We start from the raw sequence: 12,298 nt of genomic DNA on the forward strand, positions 1-12,298 counted from the left end.
GGGCCTTTCCTTTTTATTGCTCAATGTCCCGGATGCACTCCCAAAGCCCCTTTACGCTAAAGAGGGCACTTTTTTCCTCCTCATCCAAAGGGATCTCGGAATGGTAGATGACCACATCGTGGAGCAGTTTTAGGGCGTTGACCAAATCTGGGCCGTCCAGATAATTGGCAATTTGTAAGAGTTCCACTTGTGCCGGAGTGAGCATTTGGGAAATTTTAGGGGCGCTCTGCGCCTCCTCCAAAGGTAGGACCGCCTTACAGTGCGGACATTGGTTTTGACCTTTTGAGTGTAGCATAACAAAAGAATTAAAATGGTTAAATAAAAGAGGACAGGTCACTGCTACACTCATCAAAGCGGTGCCTTGAAGGTCTGGGGACTTTCACCCGTCTGCCTGTCCAATAATTGTTCAAATGAGGTTGGAGAGGACACCTTAATTTCGATAAGTGTAGCACAGCAAAGATACGCTTTCTATAAAAAACAGATTTCCAATGGTTTATCCACTTTTAGTGTTGATAAGTTCTTACATCCTAAAGGATGTACTGCTTGGTTTTGAGGGAAATTTCGGTGAAATTAGGGGGTTGTGTAGATTTTTTTGCTAAAAAGGCTATACCTTAAGCATTAAGAAGCGTAATTTAAACAAGGACACTATGGGGGAAAGTGAAAATTCTGAAATAGCTAAGGGAATCGGAATGGCAGCCCAAAAAGCATTGGATTTCATCGAGAAGCTAATTGCTGGACCTTTCATGGAAGGAACTGGAATATTTACAGATAAAGTAAAGTACTGGAGATTCAAAAATCAAGTAGATATAATTACTCGAGCCCGTGAGCACTTAAAATCCAAGGGTATTAACACTCCAAAAAAAATATCAATAAAGGATGTAACTACTTTACTGGAACACGCATCCTTTGAAGAAGACGAAATCATGCAAGACAGTTGGGCTAAACTACTTGCAAATACAATGAATCCAGAAAATCAATTTGATTCAAGCAACATCTTTATTCAAATTTTGAATCAACTTTCAGTAAATGAAGTTTACATATTACACTTTATCTATAGTAACAGTTTTATTATGTCAAGCGGAGATAGACCATATTTTCAAAGGAAAGAATTAGAAAGAAATGGTCGGACTCAAATAGCGATAAAAGGATTATTAATAGATAATCTTTTACGACTTCGATTAATTGAAGAGGAGCCACCAAAACTTCGCGAAGAACTAAAAAAACGTTCTGACTCCTTCGAATATATAGAGGAGGATGAGATTTATTCAGCAATAATTCCTTCGGACAAATTTAGGTTTTCCCTTTTCGGAGTGGAATTAACGCGACAGATTTTTGAATAAAACATATTCACGCTCCCTACAACTAACAATCTTATAGGTATCCTCCATGTCCAAGCCGCATAACCGTAAACCCCGCTCCCGCAAGATTGTATCTTGTGGACAATACATTCCTTCTAAAAAACAAAACATAGCTTAAACATTATACATTATGTACATTAAAAATGAACCCATTGCATGATTAGACATAAAATCCAAAGGCCAAATATTTCTATAGATGTTATTGGAAAAAATAAATTTTGGATTGGTGTTTTAGCAGGGTTAGTTAGTACATTCGCCCTAGCATATTTCTTTAGTCATTCTGAAGAACTAATGGAATATCTGGCCGGCTCTTTAGGAAATAAAGTCCACCTTGAAGAAGAAGAACGGCAATTCTATTCTTATTTCTTTGCCGCCCTTAGTACTACACTCGGCCTGTCTATTTCTATCACTATTTGGCTTATTAATATAAAACCCGGTAGAATAGGATCTAGGATTTATTCTAAACTGGGTCAAACATACGCCCTACTATACTTCTGGGCCATAATTGCTGTCATTACAAGATTTGTTACCATTGTCCCAATACTACCTTTGGGGTTAGAAGAATACAACAATGAATTGGATATGTTCAATAATTACTATTACCTATTCTACCTCCTAATAGCAGTTGTGTTTCTAAATATTTGGTTTACTGTTAGACTGGTTTTTAAGTCATCAAAGTGGATGTTTTACTCTTTTGTGGCCTGTTTAATCATGACACTTGTTCTTTCAAACATTTATCTGTTAAGTAAATAAATAATAAGAAAACCCTCCCCGCTCCCTCCAGCTAACATCTTCTGAGGCATCATCTGTGTCCAAACGGGGTAACGGCAAACCATTTGTTATTTCAATAGGAGATGCAGCGCATCAACGGAGAAATCTTTAGATTTCCAGTCGCAAACCAATGTCATTTCAATAGGAGGAGTACAGCGACGATTGAGAAATCTCTTCAGATTCATTAGATTTCTCGTCGCTCCGCTCACTCCAAACGACAAACAAGCTTATATTAATGCAAGATTGCATCTTATAAGGCACAACGCCTTAGAGTTTCCACTAACCTCTTGTAGGACATCAGCCATGTCCAAGCCGTGTAGCGGCAAACCATTTGTCATTTTGATAGGAGATGCGGGGCATCGATGGAGAAATCTTTAGATTTCTAGTTGCTCCGCTCACTCCAAACGACAAAATTGATTGGGCACAAATGGGTCGTTATTTTATTTAGGTTGGTTGCAATGTAACGAAACCCCATGTCTTTCGTCTTCATAAAAGAATATAAAAAGAGGTCATGGCACAAAATATGATAAAGCCGATAAAATTACCATACTCTTTCTTGATTTTTGGAACTGCAGCTTTGCTGTTTCTTTTCATAGAAAGGTCGTTGCTTCCTTACCTGGGAGGCATTGGAGTCAATAAATTGTTTCTTTTCTTGATCATGGCCGTACCCCACATCATCTTTTTTTCAGTGGCGTTGATCGGCTATCGACTTGAAGGGAACGCATGGAAATGGACGGATTTCAGAACTCGGTTCAGGTTCAAGTCCATTAAAGGAAAAATGTGGCTGTGGGCCGTAGTTTTCGTCTTGGTCGATATTGGACTGTACCTGGCCGTATACAAATTGGCACATCCATTTGTAAAGTCCGTACACGATGCATTTCCTCCACCTGAAATTCTACACGAAATTATGGGCGATGGCAAAACATTTATTGGTTATACCACTAAAGGAAACTGGTGGTTGCTTTTTCTCCATTTGTTTTTTTATTTCTTCAATGTCTTGGGCGAGGAGTTTTTGTGGAGGGGGTATTTATTTCCAAAACAAGAGTTGAGGCATGGCAAATACACTTGGGTGGTACATGGTTTGTTGTGGACAATGTTCCACTTATTTGCACCCTATAATGCCTTGATGGTTCTTCCGGGCGCACTCTTTATGTCGTATGTGGTACAGCGAACCCAAAATAATACGATCTTCCTGATATCCCATGCAGTTTTAAATGGTATTCCTGTAATTGGACTGATCATCAATATAATTGGTTAACCGATGGGGAAATCTTTTCAGATTCATTAGATTTCTCGTCGCTACGCTCACTCGAAATGACAAACAACCAACAACCCCAAGATTTCTTCTTTTACGCACCGCAAATAAATTGGTAGAACTGTTTCTTGGCCCGTACCGGCAATGAACACTATCTTACACCCAACAATCACCCCAAATACCCCTAGCATGATTCGGATTATATACAGTTGGCAGGTACCCCAGAAAAATCTGGAACTCTTTATTGAGACCTGGAAAACAACCACCAATACCATCCACCAAGAGGTAAAAGGAGCTCGAGGGAGTTTTATGCTGCAAAACGACAGTGACCCAGGGCAAATAAAGACCATTGCAAAGTGGGACAGTCTCCAGGATTGGGAAAGATTCTGGGAAGACAGTAAACCCAGTCAAATGCAATCCATGCACGATTTGGGAGAACGGGTCTCCGTGGAAATCTTCAGGGAAGTGGATGATTTTACAAAGTAAAACAAAGCCATCACCACCATTGAAAAGTTTGAGGGCCTAACGGAGACCATAAAATTCATTGTGCTTAATCAATGCTATTCAAAAGCAGTGTGCCCTACAGAAATTTAATTCTTTGTAGTGTATCTTTGTACTGTGGAAAATGACAAAAAAATCATTTTGTTTGATGGGGTCTGTAACCTATGCAATGGTGCGGTGCAATTCATCATAAAACGTGACAAAAAAGACCTGTTCCGCTATGCTGCTCTCCAAAGTGAGATTGGGGAACAATTAGTTGCCGAACGGGGCATTGATACCCTCAAAGTGGATTCCATTATTCTTATTGAGCCTGGTATGGCCTATTACACCAAATCTGATGCAGCTTTGGAGATCGGGCAAGGTTTTGGAGGACTTTGGAAAGCCTTGGCCCTTTTTACTTGGATTCCCAAATCCTTTCGGAATGCTATTTACGATTGGATCGCCAAAAACCGCTACAAATGGTTTGGCAGAAAAGATGCGTGCATGATCCCTACTCCAGAGCTACAGGCCAAGTTTTTGGGTTGACTCAACTAAACTCCTTCTTCCCTAACCCAATATACCCTTTTCCTAATTATGGGTTTTTATAGATGAAGATTACCTCTAGGTTTGAATCATAACTTAAATCAAACTGTTATGAAAAATCTAGTTTTACTTTTCGTGCTATCTTCTTTTACCTGTCTGGGCAATGATATCAAAGTCCACTCAAAGATTGAAGAAGTGACTTTATATTTAAGTGGTGCACAAATCACAAGAACTGCCAATTGTCAGTTAATCGAAGGTACCAGCGAGGTTGTTTTTACCGGGCTATCCCATAAAATAGATGAGAGCAGCATTCAAATATCCGGACTTAATGCAGTGAGCATACTCTCCATTAGTTATGATATTAATTATTTAGAACAATCAGAAACTAATCCAAAAGTTAAGATGTGGGAGGATGAAATCAAAAGTTTAGAACATCAAGTAGCCCTTTTGGGCAATACCATTGCCGGTCTGGAAGAAGAACAAAAGATCATTACCACCAACAGACTGGTAAGCACGGACAATCAAGCTTTGGATTTGGAAAAGGTAAAGCAGATAAGCCAATATTACCGTGAACGCATCACGGCCATTAAAAATGAAATATTCAATACAAATCTGGAGATCAATGAACTGCAACTTGAAATCAAAACGTTACAAAAGCAATTAATTGAGGTGAATAATGCCCCGGAAGAGGAACAGGGAGAAATTACCATTAAATTTAGTGCTCCTATCGCCACAACCCTAGGGGTAACGTTAACTTATTTAGTGCAAGATGCAGGATGGGTTCCCAATTATGACATTAAATCTTCTGGGCTTAACAATCCCCTTGATTTAGCATATAAAGCCAACGTGTATCAAAAAACAGGGCAAGATTGGAACAATGTAAAGATGATACTTTCCACCGGCAATCCAGATTACAATATTGCAAAACCCCATTTAGAATCCAAATACTTGAACTTTGTCAGTTCTTATCAAAAAAGATATTCCCCTGTTGCCAAGAAAAAAGGCTATGCCTATAATCCCAATGTAAAAAAAGTAGTGGGAACGGTCACTGATAGTTCTGGGTCGCCGCTACCTGGGGTCAACGTAATGATCAAGGGAACCAGTCAAGGAACAACCACCGACTTTGACGGCAATTATTCCCTGGATGTCCCGTACGGACAGGAACTGGTTTTTTCGTACATAGGAATGCACACCCAAGAATTACCGTTGTACTCATCCATTATCAATATAGATTTGGAAGAAGATGCTTCCCAATTGGATGAAGTTGTTGTCACCGCATATGGAACTTCATCAAATAGTTTCCAAACAGGAGCAGTTAGCTCTGTAAATCCTGAAAATCTTATACAAGGAAGAGCAGCAAGCGTAAATATTAGAGGCGTGAGTTCATTTTCATCGAAACAAAAGAAAGTATACACCCCAGAACCTTTATATATAATTGATGGCATTCCTAGGAGCGGTTTTTCTGAAGGAGATTTAGATGAAAATGAAATTCAAAACATTGAAATCCTAAAAGGTGCCAATGCATCAGCAATCTATGGCAACCGCGGGATAAATGGGGTTGTTGTGATCACCACCAAAAAAAGCCATACCAAAGAAGGTGCCACCAAAACGGAATTCATAATCAAAAAGCCCTATTCCATAAATTCCGATGGCGATATCACTGCTATCGAAATCAATAGTTTTAAAATGCCGTCCACATATGAGTATTTTGCAGCACCCGTGATCAACGAAAATGTGTTTCTGACAGCTAGTTTCAAAGACTGGGAAAAACACCAATTGCTTCCGGGTGAGGCCAACATCTATTTTGAAGGCACTTATGCTGGCAAAACAACTTTGGACCCGTATACCACTAAAAAGGAAATGGTGCTTTCCTTAGGAATAGACAATAACATTTCTGTAGTGCGGCAACAAGACCGTAATTTTAAAAGTAAATCTTTCACAGGTAGCAACAGGGTTTTGGACCGCACCTATAATTTGGAGATCAAAAACAATAAAAGCACCGCCATTACTCTAAAAGTGATGGACCGAATTCCAAAATCACAGAACAAAGACATAAAGGTTGACGACATTCTAACCAATAATGCTGAATATGATGATAAAAAAGGGCTTTTGACATGGAATCTTGAACTGTCCCCGAAGGAAACCAAAAAAGAACAATTTTCATTTCAGGTAAAATACCCCAGGGGAAGGCATATTTCATTATAAAAATTTGAAATGAATCGAGGGAGTTCAAGAATTGGGACTCCCTTTTCTTTTTTAAAGGTCCAAATTATTTGAGGTTATTCAAAATAAAATCCAAAGTCTTGTTGGCGTTCAACTTTTGGGTAAAAGAATGACAATGGTGCGAAATAGCTTGGGCCAGTCCTAAGGTTCGTAAATATTTAATGGTCTCTTCGTTTTCCAAAGCCACTTTTCCGGTAAGCAATACATCTAGGCTTTCCTCTTTTTGAAAACGTTTATATATTTTCTTCAGACCACTTAAATACAAATGGTCCTTGGTAAACCCACCCCCTCTATGCGCCCGAAGGGTGATACCAAAAGCTTCCTTTTTATTGAGTTTATATTGTCCATGAATCAAATCAAAAGTATCGGCAAACGTATAACCTTTAATTAAACTATCTGCCGCCAAAACCCTGTATGCCAACTCTTTTAATCGTTTTAGTGTCAACGCCCCACCCATATATTCGCTAAACACGGCCAAGCCCTCTTGGGTCTCCACATTTTTGGGCAGTCCGTTGGAGAAAATTTTTAAAGGTTGTTGTAATCCATTAAAAGTTGTGACCAAATGCACACCAATTTCGTGATTGGCCAAAGTCAACAATTGGTTTTTACTGAACTTGATGTTCTTTTTGATCAAAAGCGATTGTGAACTATTGCTGACCATGGCCTCTGCAGCAATATTATGTGAAAACTTAATCTTCAGCGGAAAATCGTATTGTTTTGAAAATGTTTCAAAATACGCACGAGCCTCTTCGGGCGAAAGTGTTTTCTCCATGTCCACAGATTCGGGCGCATCCCCAAAATGAAGAATGTATTTGGCATTTTGCACATCCCGTTCGGTGGGCGTGCCATACACCCGAAGCGAATTGTAATAGAAATTTTTACCTTTTCCAATGGTTTCTATGCACTGCACCATATTGGAATAGTGATAAATCACATCTTGGTACAGTTGGCGTATGCGTTCATCCGTAATGCGCTCTAAACGTTGTGAAAAGAACAAACGGTGTAATTTGTAGGGATTAAATTTGAGCTTGGGATATTTAAAATTAGGCTCAGCCGTGTATTTGGAAGCAAAAAAACGGTGCTTTTCCTTTTCAATGTTCAACGGATTGATATAGCTCAACAATTCAATCCGATGAACCAAACGGTCCAAATTGGCATCTATCTCAAAAAGATGACTGTACTCTTTTTGCAAATCCTTTAGCTCTTCAATAACTGTCATTTCCCATCCTTTTCAAATTCTTCGACCATTTCTGGAATCAAAACCTTTAGTTGCTCTTCCACAGATTGCACTACTTCAGGATAAATAATTCCAGTAAGCTCATCACAGTAAATCTTGGAAATTTCGGTGGCCAAAACTAAGGTATTCTTGAAATTCTGGGTAATAAACTTTAGGAAATAGCCTTTTCCATAGAAGGTGTCATTGATTTTTGCCGCTGTATGGATACCATTCGGCAATTGCATCGCATTCAATTTAGACCTCCAGCTTTCCACAAGTTTTCCATATCTATACATATCGATATTGCTGGTGCCCAAATTCCAAACTGGTACTTCCCTATCCCATCGCTTCCAGTTGTAACTGTGCATATCAAAGACGATGACATCTTTGAAGTCTCCTTCCAATTTAGCTATTAAAGCTTCTACCACTCTGTAAAAATTGCTGTGCTTGGAAAGACTTTGCTCTTTTTGATGCTGTGGTAATGGATTTTTCCACAGTTGTTTCCCCCAAGCTGTATCAAAAATGGCGGTTTCAGGATCACGATTTAAATCGTATTCGAACCTACTGTCGCAACCGGCAATTACAATGGGGAAACTCTTAACCATTTGTTTGGTACAAGGGTCTTCTTCATACCAACGCTCGTATTCTGAATGTAGACAATTATCCCATAAATCTTTGCGGAATTGGTGTCCGTCATGAACCGCACCACAGATAAAGGGGACATATTTTTCAATTTTTATGGTGAAGGAATAATCATTGGAAACAGCTTCAAAACATGCTCCTTCTTTGATTAAACGTATAATATCATCTATAGTGCACTTATGCATTTTCAACTTCACTGCGTAACCTGGATCTACGGTCAAAAGCCTTGAGTTTGTCCAACACCTTACTTTCTATAAAATCTATGACCTTGGCCTGTATTTTGGTTTTATAAACTTTATTCATGTAGGTTATTCCCCCTGGAGACATCACATTGACCTCTACGAGTTTTCCGCCAATCACATCAATCCCTACAAAATATAGCCCATCTTTGACCAATTTTGGGCCAATTTGCTTACAAAGTGCTTTTTCTTCCTTGGTCAAACTATGTTTAGCTACTGAGCCGCCTGCGGAAACATTGGAACGATGGTCATCCGAGCCGGGAATGCGCCTCATGGCTCCAATCGGTTCTCCATTAAGGATCAATATTCGAATATCCCCTTGATCAGCGCCTTCAATATATTCCTGAAGTATCACATAATTGGATGTGCCATCGGAATTGGTGACATAAAAATCCAAAAGGGATTTTATATTGGACATTGCCGACTTTTCAATCAATATAACCCCAGAACCCCCAAATCCATTGAGCGGTTTTAGAATCATTTTTTCCGCTTTGGATTCCTTGATCTGCTGTACCAAATATCTTTTGTTTTTTGATACATGCGTTACAGGAATAATGTTGCTATGGCTATCCCCAAAAGCTGCCGTATACAACTTGTTGTTCGCTTCGCGAAGGCCTTGTAACGAGTTTACTATAAAAACATCATCTTTTACGGAATCCAAAAAATTCAACATTAAAGGATCTAGCGGCGGATTGGCACGCATGAAAATAACGTCAAAACCAGCTAAAGGGAGCATCTCTTCCCGAATACTTGCTTGTTTATAAAATGTTTTTTGGCTACTGGAAACTTTTTCCATCCTATTGATCACCGTACAAAAAGCACTGGTAACGCTATTTCTAATGGTCAGATTGGCAGGAGTGCAAAGCGCTACACCATGTTTTCTTTTGACACATTCGTGTATTAAAGCTAAACTGGTATCGTTTTCTGGATTGATTTCCTCCCAAGGATACATTAAAAAACAAATGTTCATGGCTATATGTGATTATTTAACTTCATCATAATGGTCATCCCAATCTTTCACATGAGGTTCGCCCAATTTATCCACCGACTTGGCCACCACCATGGATACTGTTGCATCTCCAGTGACATTTACAACAGTTCGGCACATATCCAAAGGACGGTCCACTGCAAAAATCAACGCCAATCCAATGGCCAACTTATCTGCCGGAAATCCTATGGATTCCAACACAATAACCAGCATTACCATTCCCGCACCAGGAACTGCAGCAGAACCAATGGAAGCTAATAAGGCAGTTAAAACAATTGTTAATTGGTCGCCAAATGTTAGATCAAAGCCCAAAGCCTGTGATATAAAAACCGCAGCTACACCCTGGTATAAACTTGTGCCATCCATATTAATGGTTGCCCCAACGGGAAGCACAAAACTGGAAACTTCTTTGTCCACCCCAATATGTTCCTCTACTCTTTCCATAGTAACCGGCAAGGTTGCCGCGCTTGAACTGGTAGAAAATGCCAACAATTGAGCTGGACTTATTTCTTTGAGAAACCAAAAGGGGTTCTTTTTGGTGAAGGTTGAGACCACAATAGCATAGAATACAACCATCAAAAGCAGTCCTGCCACTACAACGCCAGCATATTTCAACAAAGCTACCAGTAAATCTGGGTCACTTGAAGAGACTACAACTCCAGCCAACAATGCAAAAACAGCATAAGGCGCAGTGAGCATGATCAAATCCACCATTTTCAATACAACATCATTCAAGGAGTCGAAGAAACTCTTCAATGGTTTTGCCTTTTCCTCTCCTATCAACAACATAGAAATACCTAAGAAAATAGTGAAGAAAATCACCTGAAGCATTAAACTATTATTGGTCATCGCCGCAAGGGCGTTGTCAGGAACCATATCTACCAAAAATTGTAGTGGTCCACTATCTTTTTGCCGAGATGCCTCTTCTAATTTTGAGGTTACCCCAGCATCACTTGCGTAGGTTTCTGTAAGTTTTGTTACGGTTTCTTCCGAAATCCCATTACCAGGCTGCATCACATTGACCAAAAGCAAACCAATGGTTATTGCCACAACGGTGGTCAGAATATAAATTCCTATGGTTCGCAAACCAATGTTCCTAAACTTTGAAATATCTTTTAGATCCGAAATTCCCTTTACTAAAGAAGCAATGATCAGTGGAATTGCAATCAGTTTTAATAGTTTCACAAAGATGGTTCCCAAGGGCTGAATCCAATCTGAAACAAAGTCTTTCCCCCAATCTACTTGGGTCATGGCAAATCCAAACAAAATTCCTAAAAGCATTCCTATTAGGATCTGCCAATGCAGTTCTAGTCTACGCATATGTAAGTTTTAGGAAAGTAAGATACTATTTTGGCGGGAAAAGCCCTAACCCCAATTTATATTTTATTGGTACGAGCCAACAGCGCAAAATCTGCCAAAACCAATGCTGCCATGGCTTCCACAATTGGCACCGCTCTGGGGACAACACAAGGATCATGTCTACCTTTGCCTTGGGTGGTTACTTTTTCACCTTCTTTATTGATGGTCTCATAGGCCTGTAATACCGTGGCTACAGGTTTAAAGGCAACATTAAAATAGATATCCATGCCGTTGCTGATACCACCTTGGACCCCTCCACTTCTATTGGTGGTTGTAGTCCCATCTTCGTTGTAAGAATCGTTGTGCTGGCTACCTTTCATTTTTACACCAGCAAATCCACTACCGTATTCAAAGCCTTTTACAGCATTGATGGAAAGCATAGCTTGCCCGAGTGAAGCATGGAGTTTGTCAAAAACAGGTTCTCCTAGACCAATTGGTACATTTTGTGCCACGCAAGTAATAACACCTCCAATGGTATCTCCTTCTTTTTTGATGGTTTTGATATAGTCCTCCATCTGCTGGGCCATTGTTGGGTCTGGACAACGTACCGGATTGGATTCAATCAATGAAAAATCCAATTCCTTATAGTTTTTATCCAATATTAGCTCCCCAACTTGTGAAACAAAGGCATTAATTTTAAGAGCTCCCAAAAATTGCTTTGCAATGGCTCCAGCCACTACCCTACTTGCAGTTTCCCTCGCAGAACTTCTCCCTCCTCCTCTATAATCCCTAAAACCGTACTTTTTGTCATAGACATAATCCGCATGGGATGGTCTGTACGAATCTTTTATGTGGGAGTAGTCCTTGGATTTCTGATTGGTATTATGGATGGCGAAGCCTATTGGTGTTCCTGTGGTCTTTCCTTCAAAAAGTCCCGAGTAAAATTCCACAGTATCTGGTTCCTTTCGTTGGGTAACGATGGCGGACTGCCCTGGTTTTCTTCTATTTAACTCCAATTGGATTTTTTCCAAATCCAACGCTATTCCTGCTGGACAACCATCTATTACACCGCCTATTGCCCTGCCATGCGACTCCCCAAATGTAGTTAGTCTAAAAAGTTGTCCGAAAGAATTTCCTGCCATCTCAAAATATTCAACCCCAAAGGTAGATGTTCTCATTCTATTTCAAAAACAACCTTGCCAGTTAATGTTTTTGTAACATCAAAAGGAGTTGATTGATGATTTTTTAACAATATGCTCATAAATAATTGATTTGGATTTGATT

The 12,298-nt window shown here is 39.6% G+C and carries 12 protein-coding genes; 6 read left to right on the forward strand and 6 right to left on the reverse strand.

Translation table 11 applies throughout. The features are described from left to right. Positions 1–13: 13 nt before the first annotated feature. The gene (locus HJC33_RS13435; protein ID WP_171659336.1) at positions 14–295 is read right to left on the reverse strand and encodes a hypothetical protein; all 282 of its coding nucleotides are present in this window, start codon (positions 293–295) and stop codon (positions 14–16) included. A gap of 352 nt (positions 296–647) precedes the next feature. On the opposite strand from HJC33_RS13435, the gene HJC33_RS13440 reads away from it, so the two are divergent. From HJC33_RS13440 to HJC33_RS13465, 6 genes are all read left to right on the forward strand, one after another. Continuing rightward, positions 648–1,340 carry an Abi-alpha family protein gene (locus HJC33_RS13440; RefSeq protein ID WP_171659337.1) on the forward strand — a complete coding sequence of 231 codons (693 nt, stop codon included), beginning with the start codon at positions 648–650 and terminating at the stop codon, positions 1,338–1,340. A 174-nt stretch (positions 1,341–1,514) separates the two neighbouring features. After that, positions 1,515–2,111 carry a hypothetical protein gene (locus HJC33_RS13445; RefSeq protein WP_171659338.1) on the forward strand — a complete coding sequence of 199 codons (597 nt, stop codon included), beginning with the start codon at positions 1,515–1,517 and terminating at the stop codon, positions 2,109–2,111. 529 nt (positions 2,112–2,640) lie between these two features. Continuing rightward, a complete protein-coding gene (locus tag HJC33_RS13450; protein ID WP_171659339.1) occupies positions 2,641–3,387 on the forward strand; it encodes a CPBP family intramembrane glutamic endopeptidase in 747 nt (248 codons plus the stop codon). Between the two features lie 186 nt (positions 3,388–3,573). After that, complete coding sequence (locus HJC33_RS13455) at positions 3,574–3,870, forward strand: antibiotic biosynthesis monooxygenase family protein (protein ID WP_171659340.1); 297 nt, start codon at positions 3,574–3,576, stop codon at positions 3,868–3,870. A gap of 132 nt (positions 3,871–4,002) precedes the next feature. After that, the gene (locus HJC33_RS13460; RefSeq protein WP_171659341.1) at positions 4,003–4,410 is read left to right on the forward strand and encodes a thiol-disulfide oxidoreductase DCC family protein; all 408 of its coding nucleotides are present in this window, start codon (positions 4,003–4,005) and stop codon (positions 4,408–4,410) included. Positions 4,411–4,518: 108 nt separating this feature from the next. Next, the gene (locus HJC33_RS13465) at positions 4,519–6,612 is read left to right on the forward strand and encodes a DUF4139 domain-containing protein (RefSeq protein ID WP_171659342.1); all 2,094 of its coding nucleotides are present in this window, start codon (positions 4,519–4,521) and stop codon (positions 6,610–6,612) included. Positions 6,613–6,676: 64 nt separating this feature from the next. Here HJC33_RS13465 and HJC33_RS13470 read toward each other — a convergent pair whose 3' ends face one another. Genes HJC33_RS13470 through aroC form a run of 5 tightly spaced genes read right to left on the reverse strand, consistent with a single transcriptional unit; the run spans position 6,677 to position 12,156 of the window. After that, entirely contained in the window at positions 6,677–7,849 is a 1,173-nt protein-coding gene (locus tag HJC33_RS13470) for a flavohemoglobin expression-modulating QEGLA motif protein (RefSeq protein WP_171659343.1), read from the reverse strand. After that, positions 7,846–8,673, reverse strand: a complete 828-nt coding sequence (locus HJC33_RS13475) for an N-formylglutamate amidohydrolase (RefSeq protein WP_171659646.1) — start codon at positions 8,671–8,673, stop codon at positions 7,846–7,848. Before HJC33_RS13475 ends, HJC33_RS13470 begins: the two co-directional genes overlap by 4 nt. Then, the gene (gene gshB, locus HJC33_RS13480; RefSeq protein WP_171659344.1) at positions 8,666–9,697 is read right to left on the reverse strand and encodes a glutathione synthase; all 1,032 of its coding nucleotides are present in this window, start codon (positions 9,695–9,697) and stop codon (positions 8,666–8,668) included. The genes HJC33_RS13475 and gshB overlap by 8 nt, the downstream gene beginning before the upstream one ends. Positions 9,698–9,709: 12 nt before the next feature. Then, the gene (locus HJC33_RS13485; protein WP_171659345.1) at positions 9,710–11,035 is read right to left on the reverse strand and encodes a dicarboxylate/amino acid:cation symporter; all 1,326 of its coding nucleotides are present in this window, start codon (positions 11,033–11,035) and stop codon (positions 9,710–9,712) included. Positions 11,036–11,091: 56 nt separating this feature from the next. Continuing rightward, a complete protein-coding gene (gene aroC, locus HJC33_RS13490) occupies positions 11,092–12,156 on the reverse strand; it encodes a chorismate synthase (RefSeq protein ID WP_171659647.1) in 1,065 nt (354 codons plus the stop codon). Positions 12,157–12,298 lie beyond the last annotated feature (142 nt).

The sequence above is a fragment of the Flagellimonas amphidinii genome, assembly GCF_013090115.1.
In the GTDB taxonomy this organism is placed as follows: Bacteria; Bacteroidota; Bacteroidia; order Flavobacteriales; family Flavobacteriaceae; genus Flagellimonas; species Flagellimonas amphidinii.